The sequence below is a fragment of the Citrobacter freundii complex sp. CFNIH4 genome (assembly GCF_002934505.1).
Lineage (GTDB): Bacteria > Pseudomonadota > Gammaproteobacteria > Enterobacterales > Enterobacteriaceae > Citrobacter > Citrobacter freundii.
The window spans coordinates 902,873-924,166 of sequence record NZ_CP026231.1 but is presented as its reverse complement, the minus strand read 5'-3'; the positions used below and the strand labels follow the sequence as shown (position 1 = coordinate 924,166).

Annotated in this window: 15 protein-coding genes; 4 read left to right on the top strand and 11 right to left on the bottom strand. The window is 49.5% G+C overall.

Annotated elements, in window-relative coordinates; translation table 11 throughout:
• Window positions 1-2: 2 nt before the first annotated feature.
• The 5 genes from hutH to hutI all read right to left on the bottom strand — a co-directional run bounded on the left by hutH (window position 3) and on the right by hutI (window position 6,315).
• Entirely contained in the window at window positions 3-1,523 is a 1,521-nt protein-coding gene (gene hutH, locus C2U41_RS04680) for a histidine ammonia-lyase (RefSeq protein ID WP_003837068.1), read from the bottom strand.
• A gap of 1 nt (window position 1,524) precedes the next feature.
• Window positions 1,525-3,210 (bottom strand): urocanate hydratase, encoded by a 1,686-nt coding sequence (gene hutU / locus C2U41_RS04675; protein WP_003837071.1) that lies wholly within the window; start codon window positions 3,208-3,210, stop codon window positions 1,525-1,527.
• Between the two features lie 136 nt (window positions 3,211-3,346).
• Window positions 3,347-4,066, bottom strand: coding sequence for a histidine utilization repressor (locus C2U41_RS04670; RefSeq protein WP_003837073.1), 720 nt, complete (start codon window positions 4,064-4,066; stop codon window positions 3,347-3,349).
• 87 nt (window positions 4,067-4,153) lie between these two features.
• Complete coding sequence (gene hutG, locus C2U41_RS04665; RefSeq protein ID WP_003837074.1) at window positions 4,154-5,095, bottom strand: formimidoylglutamase; 942 nt, start codon at window positions 5,093-5,095, stop codon at window positions 4,154-4,156.
• Window positions 5,092-6,315: an imidazolonepropionase gene (hutI, locus tag C2U41_RS04660; RefSeq protein WP_044701082.1), complete on the bottom strand. Its 1,224-nt coding sequence runs from the start codon at window positions 6,313-6,315 to the stop codon at window positions 5,092-5,094. The genes hutG and hutI overlap by 4 nt, the downstream gene beginning before the upstream one ends.
• A gap of 224 nt (window positions 6,316-6,539) precedes the next feature.
• Between hutI and C2U41_RS04655 the strand changes: the two genes are divergently transcribed.
• Window positions 6,540-7,823: a putative acyl-CoA thioester hydrolase gene (locus C2U41_RS04655; RefSeq protein ID WP_003837077.1), complete on the top strand. Its 1,284-nt coding sequence runs from the start codon at window positions 6,540-6,542 to the stop codon at window positions 7,821-7,823.
• Between the two features lie 47 nt (window positions 7,824-7,870).
• On the opposite strand, the gene C2U41_RS04650 is transcribed toward C2U41_RS04655, so the two are convergent.
• Window positions 7,871-13,576: a hypothetical protein gene (locus tag C2U41_RS04650; RefSeq protein ID WP_233596064.1), complete on the bottom strand. Its 5,706-nt coding sequence runs from the start codon at window positions 13,574-13,576 to the stop codon at window positions 7,871-7,873.
• Window positions 13,577-13,893: 317 nt separating this feature from the next.
• Window positions 13,894-14,889 (bottom strand): 6-phosphogluconolactonase, encoded by a 996-nt coding sequence (pgl, locus tag C2U41_RS04645; protein WP_048216685.1) that lies wholly within the window; start codon window positions 14,887-14,889, stop codon window positions 13,894-13,896.
• Between the two features lie 165 nt (window positions 14,890-15,054).
• Here pgl and C2U41_RS04640 point away from each other — a divergent pair, with 165 nt between their 5' ends.
• Window positions 15,055-15,873, top strand: coding sequence for a pyridoxal phosphatase (locus C2U41_RS04640; protein WP_103848322.1), 819 nt, complete (start codon window positions 15,055-15,057; stop codon window positions 15,871-15,873).
• On the opposite strand, the gene modC is transcribed toward C2U41_RS04640, so the two are convergent.
• The 4 genes from modC to C2U41_RS04620 all read right to left on the bottom strand — a co-directional run bounded on the left by modC (window position 15,874) and on the right by C2U41_RS04620 (window position 18,746).
• Entirely contained in the window at window positions 15,874-16,932 is a 1,059-nt protein-coding gene (gene modC / locus C2U41_RS04635) for a molybdenum ABC transporter ATP-binding protein ModC (RefSeq protein ID WP_003837092.1), read from the bottom strand.
• A gap of 2 nt (window positions 16,933-16,934) precedes the next feature.
• The gene (gene modB, locus C2U41_RS04630; protein WP_003023032.1) at window positions 16,935-17,624 is read right to left on the bottom strand and encodes a molybdate ABC transporter permease subunit; all 690 of its coding nucleotides are present in this window, start codon (window positions 17,622-17,624) and stop codon (window positions 16,935-16,937) included.
• A complete protein-coding gene (gene modA, locus C2U41_RS04625; protein WP_003023029.1) occupies window positions 17,624-18,397 on the bottom strand; it encodes a molybdate ABC transporter substrate-binding protein in 774 nt (257 codons plus the stop codon). Before modA ends, modB begins: the two co-directional genes overlap by 1 nt.
• Window positions 18,398-18,596: 199 nt before the next feature.
• Window positions 18,597-18,746, bottom strand: coding sequence for an AcrZ family multidrug efflux pump-associated protein (locus C2U41_RS04620; RefSeq protein WP_003023026.1), 150 nt, complete (start codon window positions 18,744-18,746; stop codon window positions 18,597-18,599).
• Window positions 18,747-18,876: 130 nt separating this feature from the next.
• On the opposite strand from C2U41_RS04620, the gene modE reads away from it, so the two are divergent.
• Both modE and modF read left to right on the top strand, forming a co-directional pair.
• Entirely contained in the window at window positions 18,877-19,665 is a 789-nt protein-coding gene (gene modE / locus C2U41_RS04615) for a molybdenum-dependent transcriptional regulator (RefSeq protein WP_048216687.1), read from the top strand.
• A 67-nt stretch (window positions 19,666-19,732) separates the two neighbouring features.
• Entirely contained in the window at window positions 19,733-21,205 is a 1,473-nt protein-coding gene (gene modF, locus C2U41_RS04610; protein ID WP_103848321.1) for a molybdate ABC transporter ATP-binding protein ModF, read from the top strand.
• Window positions 21,206-21,294 lie beyond the last annotated feature (89 nt).

The window sequence follows — 21,294 nt, the reverse complement described above, 5'->3', positions numbered from 1 at the left end:
TTCTACAGAAATTCAGGCAGCAATTTCAGCAACGTTCCTTGCGCTAACAGTTCAGTCGCGCACTCGATATCCGGGGCGAAAAAGCGATCCTGCGTGTAATGGGCAACCTGCTCGCGTAAAGCCTGGCGCGCCTGCTCCAGCAGCGGGCTTGAGGTTAACCCTTCACGCAGGTCAATCCCCTGACACGCCGCCAGCCACTCTACGGCAATCACGCCGCGCGTATTTGCTGCCATCTCCCACAGTCTGCGCCCCGCCGCCGGAGCCATAGATACGTGATCTTCCTGGTTGGCGGACGTCGGTAAACTGTCTACGCTATGCGGATGCGCCAGCGCTTTGTTCTCACTCGCCAGCGCGGCAGCCGTGACTTGAGCAATCATAAAGCCGGAGTTCACCCCACCGTTTTTCACCAAAAACGGCGGCAGTTGCGACATGTGTTTATCCATCATTAACGCAATGCGTCGCTCCGATAACGAGCCGATTTCCGCAATCGCCAGCGCCAGATTATCTGCCGCCATCGCCACCGGTTCAGCATGGAAGTTGCCGCCAGAAATGACATCCCCCTCTTCGGCAAATACCAGCGGGTTGTCGGAAACCGCATTGGCTTCCACCAGCAGAACATCCATCACCTGGCGCATTTGCGTCAGACATGCCCCCATCACCTGTGGCTGACAGCGCAGAGAATACGGATCCTGCACTTTCTCACAGTTATGATGCGACTGCGAAAGCGCGCTGGTGTCGGTCAATACGTGACGATACAGCGTTGCGGCATCAATCTGCCCACGCTGCCCTCGCGCGGCGTGAATACGGGCATCAAACGGACGACGGGAACCCAGCACGGCTTCGGTGGTCAGCGCCCCGCACACCGTTGCAGACGCAAACAGTTCCTGAGCTTCAATTAGCCCACGCAGCGCAAAGGCCGTCGAAGCCTGGGTACCGTTGAGCAACGCCAGCCCTTCTTTTGCCTCCAGCGTTATCGGCTCCAGCCCGGCCTTTTTCAGCGCTTCGGTCGCCGGGAGCCATTCACCCTGCCAGCGCGCCTTCCCTTCTCCCAACAGCGTCAAAGACATATGCGCCAGCGGCGCCAGGTCACCCGATGCCCCCACGGAGCCTTTCGCCGGGATCAGCGGATACACCTCGGCATTCACCAGCGCAATCAGCGCTTCAATCACGCTCAGGCGAATACCGGAAAAACCGCGCGCCAGGCTGTTGATTTTCAGCACCATAATCAGACGCACCATCGCGTCGTCCAGCGCCTCGCCGACACCTGCCGCATGGGAAAGCACCAGCGAACGCTGCAAATTCTGCAAATCTTCCGTGGCGATACGGGTCTGGGCCAGCAGGCCAAAGCCGGTATTAATGCCATACGCCGTACGGCCTTCAGCGACAATATTATTGACGCAGGCGACGCTGGCGTTAATAGCATCGATCGCCCCGGCATCCAGACTCAGTTTGACCGGCTGCTGCCAGATTTCACGTAGCTGGATAAAACTCAGATGGCCCGGCGTGAGTGTCATGGTGTTCATATCAGCGTTTCTCCTGCGTCGCGGCAACCATCGGCAAATTCAGCCCTTCTTCGACGGCGCATTCCACCGCAATGTCATATCCGGCGTCGGCGTGACGCATCACCCCGGTCGCCGGATCGTTATGTAAGACCCGGGCGATACGCGCCGCGGCTTCATCGGTGCCATCGCAAACAATCACCATCCCGGCATGCTGAGAGAAGCCCATACCGACCCCGCCACCGTGATGCAGCGACACCCAGGTCGCGCCGCTGGCGGTGTTAAGCAGCGCGTTCAGCAGCGGCCAGTCGGATACGGCGTCTGAACCGTCGCGCATAGCTTCAGTTTCGCGGTTCGGGCTGGCAACAGAACCGGAGTCCAGATGGTCACGGCCAATAACAATCGGCGCGGATACTTCACCGCTGCGCACCATTTCATTAAACGCCAGCCCTAGTTTCTGACGCCACTCCAGGCCGACCCAGCAGATACGCGCCGGTAAACCCTGAAAATTAATCCGCTCACGCGCCATATCCAGCCAGTGATGAAGGTGCTTATCATCTGCCACGATCTCTTTCACTTTGGCATCTGTTTTATAAATATCCTGCGGATCGCCGGACAGCGCCACCCAACGGAACGGGCCAATGCCGCGACAGAACAACGGTCGAATATAAGCAGGTACGAAGCCGGGGAAATCAAAGGCATTTTCCACGCCCATCTCTTTGGCCATCTGGCGAATGTTGTTGCCGTAATCAAACGTTGGCACGCCCATTTTGCTAAACGCCAGCATCGCCTCAACGTGCGTTGCCATTGAACGTTTCGCCGCCTGCACCGTGCCCTGCGGATCGGACACCGCTTTTGCCTGATACTCTTCCCAGCTCCAGCCAGACGGCAGATAACCATGCAGCGGATCGTGGGCGCTGGTCTGGTCGGTGACCATATCCGGGCGCACACCGCGCTTCACCAGTTCCGGCACAACGTCGGCGGCGTTCGCACACAGCGCAATGGAGACCGCTTTACCCTCGCGAGTGTATTTGTCGATACGCGCCAGCGCATCGTCAAGCGATGTCGCCTGCTCGTCCACGTAACGGGTACGCAGACGGAAATCGATTCGGCTTTGCTGGCATTCAATGTTCAGCGAACACGCCCCCGCAAGCGTAGCGGCTAACGGCTGCGCCCCGCCCATACCGCCCAGTCCGGCGGTCAGTACCCAGCGCCCGCTCAGGTTACCCTGATAATGCTGACGCCCGGCCTCAACGAAGGTTTCATAAGTCCCCTGCACGATGCCCTGGCTGCCGATGTAGATCCAGCTCCCGGCGGTCATCTGGCCGTACATCGCCAGCCCTTTGGCGTCCAGTTCGTTGAAGTGTTCCCAGGTAGCCCAATGTGGCACCAGGTTGGAGTTGGCAATCAGCACGCGCGGTGCGTTGTCGTGAGTTTTGAATACGCCTACCGGTTTTCCGGACTGGACCAGCAGCGTCTCATCGGTCTCCAGTTTGGTCAGCGCGTTGACGATGGCGTCATAGCATTCCCAGTCCCGTGCGGCGCGGCCAATCCCGCCGTAAACCACCAGCTCATGTGGATTTTCCGCCACATCGGGATCCAGATTATTCATTAACATGCGCAGCGGCGCTTCGGTCAGCCAGCTTTTGGCCGTTAAGGTGGTGCCGCGTGGGGCACGAATATCCTGCTGACGATATTTGCTATGGGACATGACAGAAAACTCCTCGCGAACGTCGGATAGATAAGTAATATATACTTGTCTATACAAGTCACTGCAAGGATGATTTTAACAATTAAGATACATTTTTATTATATTGCGTCAGCAATCACGGTTTTCATCTCCTGTATCAGGACATAAACCGCCCTTGCAGTCGATAGCGGGAACCAGGGAACAGCAAACGGGCATGAGAGACAATGGATGACGCGGACCAGGTCTTGCGGCGGATCAGCAGGCAGGGATCGTGTTCTTTGATGTTCAGCAGCGCGCACTCTTCGGCGCTGGCGCGAACGGCCTCAACAATATGCTCACCTTCGGTCAAGGGGGCTATCAGTGAAAGGTATGCGTGCGGCGTGGTCTGGCTGTAATCCTGCCCCAGATACTCGGGCACAATTTCGGCATTCACGCAGCGATCTTCAATCTGTACCGGCAGATCGTTCTCGTAGTGCACCATGACAGAGTGAAAAATAGAGGTGCCTTCTTTGACGTTTAATACCAAAGCCTGCTGCGCGTTTGCCCGGGTTCTTTCCAGCGTCAGCACTTCGCACCGGTGCTGATGCTGACGGGCGTTGATTTCATCCGCGATGCTGCGAATTTCAAACAGCGCGGACTGACCTTTTGGCTCGGCGACAAACGTCCCCACGCCCTGCAAACGCACCAGTAAACCTTCATCCGTTAACTCACGCAGCGCCCGGTTGATGGTCATGCGGCTGAAACCATACTGCGCCACCAGCTCTGCCTCAGACGGAATGCGATCGTGAGGCTGCCAGATTCCGCTGGCAATTTTTTCGCTGATCTCCTGTTTGACCTTTTCGTAAAAAGGAGCCGGAGCAGAACGGGATGGGAGCATGCGTGAGCCTTCCTTAAGCTGAAAATGTGAGTGGGTACAGTTTACAGGCATTACCCGAACCTGATAAGCGCAACGCCATCAGGTATGTCAGTGCCACCAGTGGGCGATTTGCCAGCCTAATCGCGCCGCAACCCGCGCCGCCCTGCCATCATCGTCAAAGCGTGGATTAAATTCAACCATATCCACCGCCTGTAGTTTACCGCTACGACACAGAGGCTCAATCAGTCTCAGCAGCGTCGCCAACGGTACGCCAAGCGCGGCGGGGGCCGACACACCGGGCATTTCCCACACCGGCAGCACGTCGAGGTCGATTGTCAGATAGATGACATCCAGATTGGCAATGAACTGCGCTAACTGCGCCTGCGCCGTATCACAATGCAGATCCTCCACTACGGTCACACCGAGCCGCTGGGCCTCATCCCAAAGCGCCTGGGTGTTTGCCGCCCGGCTGACGCCGATACAGGCATAGTGAAATTCACGCTGTTGTTCATCGCAAAGCTGCGCCAGCTGGCGAAACGGCGTACCGGATGTAGCCTGCCCGGCATGGCGCAAATCGAGATGCGCATCGAAGTTGACTATCCCCACTTTCGCCTGCGGGAACGCGTCCAGCACACCTGCGCCATGGGCATATGCGGTTTCGTGTCCGCCCCCCAGAACAAAGGTGCGCATATTTTCCTGCTGGCAACGCTGTACCGCATTGTGTAGCGCCTGCTGCGCGCCCTCAAGATCGGGGGCCTGCGCCACAATATTTCCCAGATCCACCAGTCGATGATGCCCATCGTGGCTGGCTAAATTCGCCAGCGCCTTGCGCAGCACATCGGGCGCTCCGGCAGCTCCCGTGCGCCCCTGATTACGTTTAACACCTTCGTCGCAAGCAAACCCGAGCAACGCTATCTGCTCGCGATACATTTCTGGGCTAAACGTCGGGCTCTGGGTGATAGTCTGAAACAGGCGCAGCGCATTCGGCGATTCGGCCCGGTCATCACGTCCCTGCCATAGCGCAGGTGAAGCAGGTTGCCAGTGAGTCATGCTATTTGTCCTTTGAATACGCGTTGGTAGAGCGGGTTGCGCCCGGGTTCATACAGGATCTCAACAGGAAGTGTTGCATCCCACACCACAAAATCGGCCACAAACCCGGCCTTCAATTGACCGTGGGTGTCGTGACGCCCCAGCGCCCGGGCCGCATGACGGGTTACGCCCGCCCATGCTTCTTCCGGCGTTAAGCCAAACTGAACGCAGGCGATATTCATCGCCCAGTGCAGGCTGATAAACGGGCTGGTACCGGGGTTAAAATCTGTCGCTACCGCCATCGGTACCTGATATTGACGCAGCAACGCTACCGGTGGGCGCTGCTGCTCTTTGAGGAAATAGAATGCGCCGGGCAGCAGCACGCCGACCGTACCGCTTTGGCTCATTGCCGCCACACCTGCTTCATCGAGGTATTCAATATGATCGGCGGATAGCCCGTGGTAGCGGCTTACCAACTGTGCGCCGCCAAGCAATGACAGTTGTTCGACATGGCCTTTAATCGGGATGCCCAGCGCCTGCGCAGCCTGAAACACCCGCTCACTCTGCGCCAACGAAAAACCAACGCTTTCACAGAACAGATCAACGGTCTCAAACAGCCCTTGTTCCCACAGCTGCGGCAAAATGGTCTCGCACACCAGCGTAATATAGCCGTCAGGATCATCCCTGAATTCCGTTGGCGTCGCATGCGCAGCCAACAGCGTCGGGCTGATTTCAACGATATTCTCTGCCGCCAGCGCTGCCACCACGCGCAATATTTTCTCTTCTGTCGGCAAATCCAGGCCGTAGCCGGATTTTATTTCCAACAGCGTAACACCTTCTTTGATCAGCTGTTCCATCCGCTGATGAGCTACGTGTAAGAGTTGTTCATCCGTGGCGCTGCGGGTCGCCGATACGGTGGCATTGATCCCCCCACCCTGAGCGCTTATCTGCTGGTAGGAGACACCATTTAACCGCTGCTCCCATTCACCTGCGCGGTTTCCGCCAAAGACGAGATGCGTATGGCAATCAATCAGGCCAGGCGTAATCAGCCGGCCCTGCATATCAAAAGTATTGTCATGTGTGAGATATAACGATGATTCTGGGACGATATCGCGAATCTTGCCCTGGCGGACGATCAGCGCGTGACCATCCACCAGCCCATATGGGGTACCACGTTCAGGATCCATAGTCGCCAGACGAACATTGCGCCAGATAACATCATCAGGGAAGAATTGCTGCATTCGACTCACCACTTGTCATAGGTTGTATAGACATTTATTTTTGATTATAGGGATGTTGTCAACCTGAAGAGCCATAATTGTTATCTATTTGTGATATAAAGACTCTCCGCGCCAGACATTGCTGCGATAAAAAACAACTTTTTACCTTTTCGCCTTCCCGTTTCGCTCAACTTAGTATAAAAAAGCAGGCTTTAATGGATAACTTTCAAAGCCCGGAGCAACCTGTGAACATATCATCAGTTTCCCGTCTGGCGCTGGCAATGGCTTTTGGCGTGACGCTGACCGCCTGTAGCTCTACGCCGCCCGATCAAATTCCTTCCGATCAGACCGCGCCAGGTACCTCTTCGCGCCCGATCTTGTCGGCCAATGAAGCGAAAAACTTCGTTGCTGCGCACTATTTTTCCGCGCTGACGCCAAACACCGCGCCATGGAGCCCTTCTTCAATTTCTCTGCCTGCACAACCTGACTTCGTCGTTGGCCCGGCAGGCACTCAGGGCGTAACCCATACCAGCATTCAGGCTGCGGTGGATGCGGCAATCATCAAACGTACGAACAAACGTCAGTACATCGCGATTATGCCGGGAGAGTATCAAGGCACGGTGTACATCCCGGCAGCAACGGGTAGCCTGACGCTGTACGGTATGGGCGAAAAACCGCTGGATGTAAAAATTGGCCAGGCCATTGACGGTGACATGAGCACCGCAGACTGGCGTCGTACGGTGAACCCAGGCGGTAAATATATGCCGGGTAAACCTGCGTGGTATATGTTTGATAATTGCCAGAACAAACGTGGCACAAATATTGGTGTGATGTGTTCTGCCGTCGTCTGGTCGCAAAACAACGGTCTGCAATTGCAGAACCTGACCATCGAAAACAACCTGGGTGATAGCGTTGATGCAGGCAACCACCCGGCCGTTGCACTGCGTACCGATGGTGATAAAGTGCAGATCAACAAGGTCAATATTCTGGGTCGTCAGAATACGTTCTTTGTAACCAACAGCGGCGTACAAAACCGTCTGGAAAACGATCGTCAGCCTCGCACGCTGGTAACCAACAGCTACATTGAAGGTGATGTGGATATCGTTTCTGGTCGTGGCGCAGTGGTGTTCGAGAACACCGATTTCCGTGTTGTGAATTCCCGTACGCAGCAGGAAGGTTACGTGTTCGCACCGGCTACTCTGTCAAACATCTACTACGGTTTCCTGGCGATTAATAGCCGCTTCACGGCAAGCGGCGATGGCGTGGCGCAGTTAGGCCGATCGCTGGATGTCGACTCCAACACTAACGGTCAGGTCGTTATCCGTGACAGCGTGATTAACGAAGGCTTTAACATGGCAAAACCATGGGCTGACAGCGTTATCGCAAAACGCCCATTTGCCGGTAATACCGGTGCGGAAGATGACAAAGGTGAAATCCAGCGCAACCTGAACGACACCAACTTCAACCGCATGTGGGAATACAACAACCGCGGTATCGGTAGCAAAGTGGTTGCCGAGCCGAAGCAGTAACAGCGAAAAGGGATGGCTTACCGCCATCCCTGAATATGTCACTCTTTTTATTGCGCCAGCACTGGCCGGTTGCTGTAAAGGCGGTTGAGTTCTTTTCTGCTGAGTCCGCGTTCTGGAGTCTTGCTTTGAAGTAAATCATCTGCAGGCTGTACAGCAGCAGTTTCATTTTCATTACTCAATGATGGCTCCAAAACATGTGGATCGTTATCATCAAGTTGTGTATCAATCCTATCATGCTCTTGCTTCTTTGCCAGCTCTAACATATCTGACATCAATTTATCCATTGATAACTCCTTTATAAAGGCAGGGTCAGTCATAGGTGTAACTTTAGCATCTAAGAATGTACTTAAAACAGTAGCATCGTGGGTTTCAATAGTCATATTAGTAGTCACTAGATTTGGGATAAACAGTTCCTTGGGCTTTGTCCCTTCAGAAAGACTGTAACTGGTTGACGTAATAGCATTGTCTTTTATTCTTACTACCTGAAGACATCCATTATATATACGATATGCAAGCCCCTCATCAGGTATTAACCCCCCTGGTCCTACTAGCATACGACGATACATAGACAAAAAATCTTCATAACTCGCCTTAATGTTCACCAGACTATTTTTTTTATCGCTCGGCACTTCCATGTCATGGATTACATTAGCAAACTCATTACTGTGCAATAAATATTCAGCCTTTGATTTCAGAATATTAGCCATAGCATCAATTTTTTCTTTCCTATTAAAATTGGGGGCAATAGCCTTAATAGACTTGCTTGGTGTCAATTTATAGCTAGCAACTTTAAAAATATCAGTTTTATTTTTATGTTTATTTATATATTTACTTGCACTTTCATTTATATTTATTTTCACATAGCGAATAAGAGCTTGAGTAAGTATTTCATCTTTTAAATCTGAATTGAGAACTTTATCAACAAATTGGTCATGATAAAGCTCCATAAAAGCAACGCTATCGACCTTATTTTGTAGAGAAGACACTCGCCAAGACTGGAGGCCGTCTATTGACTGAACAGATCCCTTTGGAATATCTGGCGAAAATGAATATTTACCATTATCACCAATTAATAATTTGAGGTTTGTACCAATCGATAGCGATTTTTCAGGCGTCAAATCGGAACTTGGTGCATTTACTGTCTCTTTGACTTTTTGAGACTGGTGCACACCATCTGTTGATATCACGGATTCATCATGACGTTTAATTTTGTCGGTATTCTGGCTATTTTCTACTACTTTCTCATTTTTTTGAATATAAATTTCATTGCTGTTGTTGACACGCGAACGGGAGGACTCCTGTAGACGGCGGATTTCCCGGCCACTCATCGTTTTGCCAATTACATTATTTTCTTGCAATGATTGAGACGGCGCCAAGGTTCGCAGCGGCAACTCCTGCGAAATATTCTCGCTTACCGGTGACAACATGGATTCCACAGAAACAGCTGCTGTGGGTTTATCCGTACCCGTTTTAGGTAATGAAACATTGTCATCTTGTACAAGAGCATCAATCATATCATCAAGATAATCTCTAGGTCTCGCCACATCCGACAGATCGTCACTTATCTCATTATCACCAAATGCAGAAATGCTACCCAGTGATGGGTCTGAGTACTTTTCTCCAAAAAATTGATTAAATTTCTTCTTGAAATCCGAGTTAGTTTCAATCATTTTAAAATCAAAGTAGGAGTTGCCGTCAGAATTATCACAATTATATTTTTCATCTTGATAAACCTCCAACAAACCGCTGTTCTTTAATCTAAAATTATTAATCACCTCAACAAATTGAGTTTTATCTACCCCCATTTTTTCAAGTATTGAAAGATCATATTTATAAAGTTGAGATTCAATATTCACCTCACTGATATCATCATTTTTAATAACTTCCTGCGCAATACGACCAGTGGGAACAACAACATCAAGTAATACTCTTGAATTGTTAACACTGGTTTTTACTTCCTCTTGCCACATAAATTTATCTTTAAAACTTGTCGTTTCATTAATAATGGGGTAATTAAATTTATTTTTCACATCGATAGTAACATCTGCCCCACTATATCTTTTTTTAACAAATAATTCATTTAGTGGCAAATCAACTCCATTTTTAAACTTTATAGATGTTAGTCCATTTGAACGGAAACCTTCAACGTCGGGAGATAATAGCGATTTTATTTGTACGGTTGATTCATCCTTCAATAGATAAGGAGCACCTGAGTCTACCCTGGATGCAACAAATAAAAGATCTGCCATAAAACGAAGAAAAATTCCGCCTTCACTCTTCAACTCAATATAATTTTCTGCAAGAATATTTCTAACTTCACTCTCATTACTTTTGCAAAACTCAGAAATAACTTTGCTTGAAAAGTTATTGCCATTATTTTTATATTCTTCAAAAACACCCGGAAACTTATTGACAATGGTCATTAATCTCGGATCAAGACCTTTAGTCTCACTATTGATAATGGGAATTCTATTACCAGAATTAATACTGATAATGTTCTCCTGACCAGGATTATTTTCATTTTCCGCTATTTGCGGCTTAAAATAGCTTTCGATCTTGCTAGTAGTACTATCTATCAGCTTTTGCTGAGATATACCTCCAACTTGCTCGCGAAAATCATCCAATTCCGATGGTGTCATGCTTCTTATATAATCAAATCTGTTTTCATTTATTAATGAATCAATATATTCGATAAAACCTTCATGTGAAGAACGGGTTGTTTTTGCCTCCTCTACTTGCTTAAAATACTCATAGAAATGAGAAGCAGCCAACCCTCTCTCATATTTCTTATAAATACAACCAGGAATAGTATAAATCTTACCATTCACCCCCGGTATTTTAAGATCCCCATTGCCAGATATTGGTTTATATTCTGTTGCAAGTTCATCGAGCTTACCATTGGAGTCATAAAAATATTTAACCTCGACCTTAAGAAATTTTTTATGTTCTGCATCTCCTTGCTTTTCCAACTTAGTGACACACATACCTTTTTCAGTAAACTCAACACCATCATAGGGGATACTAATTTTTTTAAAAATTGACTTTTGCCGTTCAATTTCTTTAAGCATCTCTTTTTTTTCTGCTCTATCAGAGGTTTTCCTTGCCATTTCCTCAAGAGCATTTACATTTTTTAACGTATATACTTCATTATTAAATGTTATTTTAAACTCAGGAGTATTCGGCTCCACAGGAACAGTTGAACCAGTCGATACTGTAGATGTATTTGAAACAATGGTTTCTTTACCAGAATTTAACCCTACAATCAGTGTATCCTCTACAGATTCACTGGCTCGCCCCATTTCTTCTTCGTTTGACAACATATCGATAAACAGATCTTTCTCTACTGGCTCAGTGGCTTGCCCCACTACTGCGTCGGTTGCCAACAGCTCAAAGAGCGGGTCTTCCGCTCCTGATTCACTGGATTGCTCTACTTCTTCTTCACTTGGCAACATATCGATAAACAGGTCTGGCTCACTGGCTTGATTCACTACAGCTTCAGTTGTCTGTGTATCAACAATATGCTCATTCGCTTCAGGCTGACTGGGTTGCCCTACTGTAGCGTTAGTTTTTGCATTTTGCGGTAAATCACTAACCCATTTTAGAAACTCATTAACTCTTTTTGCCTGTTTCTCAGTTGCGCGACATTGTTCTTTAGATTCTTTATTCTGATGATGGCTTAGCGCCATTTCGTTTACAGAAGTTAATTTATCGTCATTAAGCGTGCTGATCTCTCTAAGCGCATGAGATGAAAATGTAAAAGCGGCACCTTTTATATCGACCATTTTTTCTATTGACGAAAGCAAATACTTCAACTGACTTTCTCTGGTAATTGCCAGATGATGATATTTTCTGGCTAACTCCCTGTTGCCCGATGTATGTTCTTTACTTGAATACGAGGCATACTTATCCCACGCCATAGCAGATTCTTGTTGTAAAAAAAGAACTTTATCTTTCGGCGATAAGTCATGGTAGTATGACCTCACGACAGAGAAGTCTTTTATAGCATCTTTAACTGCAAAAGACTCAATGTGGTTATCCAGCCAGGCAATTTGCTGTCTTGAACTTTCTCGCTCATATTTTTTTTTAAGTTCGTGAAGCCCAGATATCTTGCTATCTCTCAATTCCCTGAGCGTATTAATACCTTTCTGAGAAAACTCATTTTCTACATTATTGTTTTTAAGACACACCGCAACCATACTCGCTATACTACCGGGTTCTGGTTCTGCTTCGGTGATATTTTTCAACTCTATTTTAAGTGAGATAATTTCTTTACGATATGCTTTATTTTTTAACAGATTCAACTGTCTGGCTAGTTTACCAATCTCTTGTCCGTATTCTAAAGTTTTGGCATCATCATCCGTGATGCCATTATCCTCCAGATGATTGAGTAACTCCATTTCCTTTCGTTTCAGTTCACTCTTTATTTTTTTTGGATTCAGGGATGCCATATCCTCTAACTTAGAAATAGCCTTTTTGATATTTTCCGATCTTGACGACAATACTTTAACATCTTGTATATTGCTAAAATCATTACTGTTAACCATGGTACTCAAGGCGGATAGATAGCCAGAATCAGCATATACAGTATCAATATAGCTCTTGAATTTATCACTACTATAAATTGTCGGAAGATATTTTTCCGCATCAGATTGTGATATATTTTCAACCCATCCTTTTTTTATAACATTCTCAATAGCAGCACAACGGAGTTTATCTTTATCTGTCCAGCCTTTCATTGTTTTTGCGGACCAGTCCGTACACAGTGCATCAATCCCTTTCGCGTAGTTTTTTTTAGCCGTAGACCGCGTTAGAGCCTGAGAATCTGCATGGCGTTTACTTTGTTGTAGCGCTTCTATATTCTTTCCATTGGAATAATGGAACATAGAATCGATATTATTCTGCAAATGATACAGCTTATCCTTTCCAAAAAACTCCTTAACATCAGCATCTATTCCTATACCTATAACCCTGGCAGGAACACCACTGCCAAATTCATGAACAAGAGATTTTACATATTCACTGACTTTATTCTCTTGAGAATATTTTGATGTATCCAGAAGTGTGGGGAAGTGTGTCTCTAAAGATTCTTTTCCATATAACACGCCGAGAGGAAGTGCATTATTTTCGTTAAGAATGATATTCTGGCTTTTCTCACGGATAAATAACTTTAAATTCGCAATATTATTTGGCTTGTCAAAATTACTATATTTTGCCTCAGGCTCCTGCCAGGCAATTATATTATCCCATGAAATGATCTTACCGTTATATTGAATTCCTTTAGTACTGATTAATTTATTTCCTTTACTATCGGTGGCACTTTCAGCAATGAGTGTCATTCTCTCTTTTCTGTCTAACGTTCTGGCAAATGTAGTCCCATCATCCTTCTCGACCAAGGAATAGTGGACCAGAGCATTACCAACATGTTTAGCTGGTACATGTAAATTAAGGGTACCCTTGCCATCACCGCTGCCAGAATCAAGGGTCAAGGTTCCCATGACACTAACCTGCGATTTTAGAGGCACATTAATAGTCGCCGTAGCTTCACTTTTCGGTCGACAATCAGAAAGACGTCGAATGGTGTGACATGTTTCGGCTCTGGAAAGTTTTTGGCCTGATAGATTAGATACAGATTGAATGTTATCCCTAAAGTTGTCTACCGTTTTGTTTCTGTGTAATTGTTTCGGAATTGAATTTTGTACTTCAGGTACAGCGCGACATTGGCTTCCAGCATTCAATAAATAAATTTCGCTCATATTATCCCCCAGAAAATAATCCATTTAACTATCAATGATTTGAATAAATCACAGCAAGAATATATGTAGAATCTATTCTTTTCACCGTATAGAATCTCATACTCTTTGAATGGAAAATTTCAAAAAACGCTCCATTTTCCGAAAATTTTTTACGCAAAAATTCAGTGATATTTAATGCAGAAAAAAGGAAGAAACTAAATCGTCAGCAGAAACGCAAGTCCAGCCTACTGTAGAAGGGAATTAAACAAGCAGAAACAGCTAAAGTATTTGCAATCAATCTTAAAGATAGCGACGCCCGCTAACGGGCGTCGCTATTGTTAGTACGCGTTAACCACCACCCACATCGGGCCTTGTCCTACCGCGTAACGACCGTTCTCTGTCAACAGTCCTTGTTCGCCTGCAATCTTATACACCGCGATATGGTGCGATTTTTGCCCGGCGGCAATCAGGTATTTTCCGCTGTGATCGATATTAAAACCACGTGGCTGAGTTTCGGTAGGCTGGAAACCCTCTTTAGTCAGTACGCTACCGTCTTCAGACACGCTAAAGACCGTAATCAGGCTGGCGGTGCGATCACAGGCATACAGATGACGCCCATCAGATGTGATATGAATATCTGCTGCCCAACGGGTATCAGCGAAATCTGCAGGCATCATATCCAGCGTCTGCACACACTCAATTTTGCCGTACGGATCTTTAAGCTCCCAGACATCAACAGAGCTGTTCAGCTCGTTCACACAGTAGGCATATTGCTTATTCGGATGGAACGCCATATGACGCGGGCCCGCGCCTTCCACGGTAGTTACTTCAGCCGGTTCCTGCGCGACCAGATGGCCATCATCGCTTACGTCAAACAGGCAGATACGATCCTGTTTCAACGCCGGAACCCACAGGGTACGGTTATCCGGAGAGATGTTGGCTGAGTGGCAACCATCCAGGCCCTCAACCACGTCAACCAGTTCCACCGGCAGGCCATCTTCCAGGCGCGTGACGCTCACGCTGCCAGCGTTATAAGAACCCACGAACACGAAACGTCCCTGATGATCGGTAGAAATATGCGTCGGGCTACCCGGCAGCGCAGACTCTGCCGCGAAGGTCAGCGCACCGTCATCAGGCGCAATACGATAAGCCAACACGCGAAACTCCGGGCGCACGCCAACATAGAGGTAACGCTTATCCGGGCTGACGACCATCGGCTGTACCTGACCCGGCACATCAACCACCTGTGTCAGCGTCAGAGAACCATCGTGATTCAGGCTCCAGACGTGGATTTGCTGACTTTCAGGGCTGGCGGTATAAACGGTTTGCTTCATGAATACTCCTTTGCTTTTTGGCAGGTGGCTGCAATTGCCTGACACACGCCTAAGGTAGACGCTTTTAACGGTGAATGCTTAATTAAGGCTCAGAATTTTGTCCGGCTCACGTCTCGGTGTACCATTCCAACAGACATAATTCTCAACCTTAATCTGGATAAACCTATGACCGCACGCGTGATTGCCCTGGATTTAGACGGTACCCTCTTGACCCCGAAAAAAACCTTGCTGCCATCCTCTCTCGAAGCGCTCTCGCGCGCCAGAGAAGCAGGCTACCAACTTATCATTGTCACAGGTCGCCATCACGTTGCTATTCATCCTTTTTATCAGGCACTGGCGCTGGATACACCTGCAATTTGCTGTAACGGTACCTATTTGTATGATTATCAAGCAAAAAAGGTGCTGGAATCCGATCCCCTTCCGGTAGACCAGGCATTACAGCTGATCGAAATGCTGGATGAACATCAGATCCACGGGCTGATGTATGTGGATGAGGCCATGCTGTATGAGCGCCATACCGGGCATGTAGTGCGTACTGCTAACTGGGCACAAACGCTGCCGCCGGAACAGCGCCCGACCTTCACCCAAGTTCCTTCGCTGGCGCAGGCGGCGCATGACGTTAACGCCGTCTGGAAATTTGCTCTGACCGACGAAGATATTCCGAAACTGCAGCAGTTTGGCCGGTATGTCGAGCAACATCTGGGGCTGGAGTGTGAATGGTCCTGGCACGATCAGGTCGACATTGCCCGTAAAGGCAACAGTAAAGGACGACGCTTGACCCAGTGGATAGAAGCACAGGGCGGGTCAATGGAAAACGTGATTGCCTTTGGCGATAACTTTAACGATATCAGCATGCTGGAAGCCGCAGGCACCGGCGTAGCCATGGGCAACGCGGATGACGCGGTCAAAGCACGCGCCAACATCGTGATTGGTGATAACACCACCGACAGCATCGCGAAATTTATCTACTCTCACCTGCTGTAATCAGGCGGTAATCGATACGCTCTTAATTTGCGCGTACAGCCACAGGCCAGGTTTAATACCCAGTTCATCCCTGGCCCATGGGCTGATCTTCGCCCACAGCGTCTTACCGCCCACCTCAAGCTGAACTTCCACCTGACCGTTGTCGTCATAGCATTGCGCGACTTTTGCCCGGAGAACATTACGAATACTGGTCTGTTGCGGCGGTTGCAGTACCAATGAAACATCAGAGGCCTGAATACGAATACGCAGCGCGGTTTGCAGCGGTTGCTCCAGCTTGTTGACCCACAGATGCTGATCGCCAAGCGCCAGCGCGGTCATCGCGTAGTGTGGATGATGTTCCAGCACGCTGACTTTCAGAATACTGCTTTGCTGTTCCTTAGGCAGCCAGGGGTGCATCACGCTGCTGCCCCAGACATCTTCCAACGAACCAAACGCTTTGACCTGCCCGTTTTCCAGCACCATCACTTTATCTGCCAGGTGCAAAATCTCATCAAGCGAGTGGCTGACGTACAGCATCGGAATATTAATTTCCCGCGCCAGGCGTTGCAGATAAGGCAGCAGTTCGCGTTTACGCGGTATATCCAGAGAGGCTAACGGCTCATCAAGCAGCAATAACTCAGGCGCGGTCAGCAGCGCCCGACCGATGGCGACACGCTGCTTTTCACCGCCAGAAAGACCGCCTGGCAGACGGTCAAGCAGCGGTTCAATGCCCAACAACGCCACCAGCTTATCAAACTGTCCGGCCATGCTTTTCGCCATTCCGTAACGCAGGTTGCCGCGCACTTTATAGTGCGGGAACAGGCGCGCATCCTGGAAAACATAGCCCACCCGGCGTTTTTCCGGCGTTAAACAGATACCGTTCTCGACGTCGTTTAAGACCCGACCGTTGAGCACGATGCGCCCGGACTGCGGCTGCGTCAGACCACTGATGGCGTTAATCAGTGAGGTTTTGCCCGCACCGGAAACGCCAAAAATAGCGGTGATGCCGCTGGCTGGCAGCGTTTCGTTGAGCGTCAGACAATGCGTCCCCAGCGTCTGGGAGAAATTAAGTTCAAGCATGATTATCGCCCCGTCCGCTCACGGCTAATACGCGCCAGCCATTCAGAAATCAGCAACGAAATCAGCGCCAACACAATGGAAATGATACATAATCTCGCCGCCGCGCTTTCGCCGCCCGGGGTTTGGATCAGGGTATACATCGCCGAAGGAATGGTGCGGGTTTCGCCAGGAATATTGGAAACAAAGGTAATGGTTGCACCAAATTCCCCAAGGGAACGCGCAAACGCCAGCACCGTACCAACAATAATGCCGGGCAGCATCAGCGGTAACGTAATGGTCATAAAGACGCGCCAGCGTCCGGCTCCCAGCGTGCGGGCCGCCTGCTCCAGCTTGACGTCGACACCTTCCAGCGCCAGACGAATAGCCCGCACCATGAGCGGGAAGGACATCACCGCAGCGGCCAGCACCGCCCCACGCCAGCTAAAGGCAAAAGTGATGCCAAACCAGTCGTACAGCCATTCGCCAATGAATCCGCGCCGTCCCATAGAGACCAACAGCAGATACCCCACCACCACAGGCGGCAGAACCAGCGGCAAATGCAGTACGCTGTCGAGCAGCGCTTTGCCCGGGAACTTGCATCGCACCAGTAGCCAAGCAAAGAAGATCCCAAATGGCAGACTAAACAACACGGCCAGGGAAGAAACTTTCAGGCTCAGTATAACGGCCTGCCATTCAGGATCGGTCAGTATCATTACTTGGTCGTAAATCCATAACGTTTAAAGATTTCAGCAGCCTGCGGTCCTTTCAGGTAATCATAGAACGCGCTAACCGTTGCGTTTTTGTGCCCATCAACAATCGCGATAGGGTATTCCACTTTTTTGTGCGAATCTTCCGGGAAAGTCGCAACAACTTTTACGCCCTTGCTGGCGACGGCATCAGAACCATAGACGATCCCCAGCGGCGCTTCGTTACGCTCTACCAGCGCCAGCGCACCGCGCACATCTTCAGCAGGAGCCAGTTTCGGGGCCAGGGTATCCCATGCCCCCAGTTTTTGCAGCGCTTCTTTGGCATAAATGCCTGCCGGAACATGTTCCGGATCGCCAACAGCCAGGCGCCCACCGTTCAACAGACTGGTCCAGTTGGTTTTGCTGTCGATGGTGAAGTCTTTCTGTGCGCTGGCTTTCGGCGCAACCACCACCAGGCTGTTACCCAACAGCGTTTCACGCGTTGCGGTATCAATCGACTTCTTGTCTACCGCATAGTCCATCCATTTCTGATCGGCAGAAATAAACAGATCGGCCGGTGCACCTGCTTCAATCTGACGCGCCAGTGTGGAAGAAGAAGCAAAAGAGGAGACAACATCAACGTTCTTCTCTTTTTTATATTGCGTTGCAATGTCCTGCATCGCGTTGGTCAGCGAAGCCGCTGCGAAAACGGTAATCTTTCCTTCATCCGCCAGCGCATGTCCGGCAACAGTAAGAGAAAGTGTTGCCCCTGCAAACAAGCGTAACCATGTACGTGCCATCTGTAACTCCTTTGCGTTTCGTTATGTAGGCGCAAATATAACGATTAAACCAGGATTTTCCCAGTGGTTATTGATACCAATTAGAGGTTACACAAAGAAAATATCGGCAGGGAAAGCAGGATCTTGAGAAACTGTAGCGACAGAAAACGAGTAGGAAGGCTAAAAATATAAACGCCCGACTGAGCGGGCGTTTGGGGAATCAATGATTCTGTCTGGACTGGTCTTTCTGACCGATACCGGAGAAAATGTTGAACACTTCACCCAGTCCGTAAATCAGACCCAGAATGATGGCCATTACCACAGGTACCATGATTACGGCGAATACCAGACTTTTCAATAACTCTAACATGGTCAACTCCAGATATAGTCCTTAGTTGTATTCTAACCACATAACGCAGAAAAGCACTCCCCTTTTGTGCGGTCGGCTTTGCTCAGGCACGGTTTTCCGTCACAATACCCTTTTTTGCCAGGAGCTTGTGATGCAGGCCGAAATCCTTCTTACGCTGAAACTTCAGCAAAAACTGTTTGCTGATCCCCGTCGCATTTCTCTGCTTAAGCACATTGCGCTTTCCGGTTCCATCAGTCAGGGCGCGAAGGATGCAGGTATCAGCTACAAAAGCGCCTGGGATGCGATTAACGAAATGAACCAGCTCAGCGAGCAGACGCTGGTTGAACGTGCCACAGGCGGTAAAGGCGGCGGTGGCGCGGTGTTAACGCGCTATGGCCAACGTTTAATCCAGTTATATGATTTACTGGCGCAAATCCAACAAAAAGCTTTTGATGTTTTGAGCGATGACGATGCGCTACCGCTCAACAGCCTGCTGGCAGCTATCTCGCGTTTTTCACTGCAAACCAGCGCCCGTAACCAGTGGTTTGGCACTATTACCGCTCGCGACCACGATCAGGTCCAGCAGCATGTTGACGTCCTGCTGGCCGATGGCGAAACGCGCCTGAAAGTGGCAATCACTGCGCAAAGCGGTGAGCGTCTGGGTCTTGAGGAAGGCAAAGAAGTACTGATTCTGCTGAAAGCGCCGTGGGTGGGAATCACTCAGGACGACGCCATCGCTCAGGCTGCCGATAACCAGTTGCAGGGCACGATTAGCCATATTGAACGCGGTGCGGAACAGTGTGAAGTGCTGATGACGTTGCCAGATGGCCAGACGCTCTGCGCGACGTTACCGATAGCTCAGACCCACACATTAACTGAAGGCGCTAACGTCACAGCATATTTTAATGCTGATAGAGTGATTATCGCCACGCTGTGCTGAGTTGATTGACATCAGCCCTAAGAACACGTATCCCTGTTATTCATCGCTGCAAATAATGGGATACAAAATGTCATCGTTGCAAATTTCGCAAGGTATGTTTCGTCTTAGCGACACAAAAACGCTCCAGTTAAATGCGTTGACGTTAAACGCGGGTGATAGCTGGGCGTTTGTTGGATCTAATGGTAGCGGGAAATCTGCGCTGGCCCGCGCGCTGGCGGGCGAGTTGCCGCTCCTGAAAGGCGAACGCCGCTGCCAGTTCACACGTATTACCCGACTCTCCTTTGAGCAGCTCCAAAAGCTGGTCAGCGACGAGTGGCAGCGGAACAACACCGACCTTCTTAGTCCCGGTGAAGACGACACAGGGCGCACCACCGCAGAAATCATTCAGGATGAGGTCAACTATCCCGCCCGCTGCGCTGCGCTGGCGCAGCAGTTTGGCATTTCAGCCCTACTCAACAGGCGTTTCAAATACCTTTCCACCGGTGAAACACGCAAAACTCTGCTCTGCCAGGCATTAATGTCCACGCCAGATTTGCTGATCCTTGATGAACCCTTTGACGGGCTGGACGTCGCGTCCCGCCGCCAGTTAGCAGAACTGCTCGATGAGCTACACCAGGCCGGTTTAACGCTGGTACTGGTGCTTAATCGCTTTGATGAAATTCCCGAATTCGTGCAGTTTGCCGGCGTGCTTGCCGATTGCACACTGACGGAAACCGGCGCAAAAATCGACCTTCTGCAACAGGCATTAATCGCTCAACTTGCCCATAGCGAGCGGCTGGAAGGCATCCAGTTACCCGAGCCGGATGAGCCTTCAGTACGCCACACATTGTCAGATAACGAGCCGCGCATTGTGCTTAAAGATGGCACTGTCTCGTATAACGATCGCCCTATCCTGCATCATCTGAGCTGGCGGGTAAATCCGGGGGAACACTGGCAAATCGTCGGCCCCAACGGTGCGGGGAAATCAACCCTGCTCAGTTTAATCACCGGCGATCATCCCCAGGGATATAGCAACGACCTGACCCTGTTTGGCCGACGCCGGGGCAGCGGTGAAACTATCTGGGATATCAAAAAACACATTGGCTATGTCAGCAGCAGCCTGCATTTGGATTACCGGGTAAGTACGACAGTTCGCAACGTTATTCTCTCCGGTTATTTCGATTCAATCGGCATTTATCAGGCCGTCTCCGACAGGCAGCACAAGCTGGTACAACAGTGGCTGGATATTCTTGGCATCGATAAACGTACCGCGGATGCGCCATTTCATAGTCTTTCCTGGGGACAGCAGCGGCTGGCGTTGATTGTTCGTGCTCTGGTGAAACATCCTACATTGCTGATCCTCGATGAACCCTTGCAAGGATTAGATCCGCTCAACCGCCAACTGATCCGTCGGTTTGTGGATGTCCTGATCGGTGAAGGCGAAACTCAGCTTTTGTTCGTCTCTCATCACGCCGAAGATGCCCCGGCCTGCATTACCCATCGGCTAGAGTTTGTACCCGAGGGCGATATCTACGGCTATCGACAAACCTCTCTGCGTTAATTTTCATGCCAGGGCGTTTATCACGCCCTTTTTTCTGCTTTTTTTTCAGACAATCGCTGTAATAACAACCTAACATAGTGATTTATAAT

Coding starts and splice junctions, on each gene's coding strand:
- modA (WP_003023029.1), bottom strand. CDS start 18,397: ATGGCACGTACATGGTTACGCTTGTTTGCAGGGGCAACACTTTCTCTT.
- C2U41_RS04640 (WP_103848322.1), top strand. CDS start 15,055: ATGACCGCACGCGTGATTGCCCTGGATTTAGACGGTACCCTCTTGACC.
- hutI (WP_044701082.1), bottom strand. CDS start 6,315: ATGCAGCAATTCTTCCCTGATGATGTTATCTGGCGCAATGTTCGTCTG.
- hutH (WP_003837068.1), bottom strand. CDS start 1,523: ATGAACACCATGACACTCACGCCGGGCCATCTGAGTTTTATCCAGCTA.
- modB (WP_003023032.1), bottom strand. CDS start 17,624: ATGATACTGACCGATCCTGAATGGCAGGCCGTTATACTGAGCCTGAAA.
- C2U41_RS04650 (WP_233596064.1), bottom strand. CDS start 13,576: ATGAGCGAAATTTATTTATTGAATGCTGGAAGCCAATGTCGCGCTGTA.
- C2U41_RS04620 (WP_003023026.1), bottom strand. CDS start 18,746: ATGTTAGAGTTATTGAAAAGTCTGGTATTCGCCGTAATCATGGTACCT.
- pgl (WP_048216685.1), bottom strand. CDS start 14,889: ATGAAGCAAACCGTTTATACCGCCAGCCCTGAAAGTCAGCAAATCCAC.
- hutG (WP_003837074.1), bottom strand. CDS start 5,095: ATGACTCACTGGCAACCTGCTTCACCTGCGCTATGGCAGGGACGTGAT.
- modE (WP_048216687.1), top strand. CDS start 18,877: ATGCAGGCCGAAATCCTTCTTACGCTGAAACTTCAGCAAAAACTGTTT.
- hutU (WP_003837071.1), bottom strand. CDS start 3,210: ATGTCCCATAGCAAATATCGTCAGCAGGATATTCGTGCCCCACGCGGC.
- C2U41_RS04670 (WP_003837073.1), bottom strand. CDS start 4,066: ATGCTCCCATCCCGTTCTGCTCCGGCTCCTTTTTACGAAAAGGTCAAA.
- modC (WP_003837092.1), bottom strand. CDS start 16,932: ATGCTTGAACTTAATTTCTCCCAGACGCTGGGGACGCATTGTCTGACG.
- modF (WP_103848321.1), top strand. CDS start 19,733: ATGTCATCGTTGCAAATTTCGCAAGGTATGTTTCGTCTTAGCGACACA.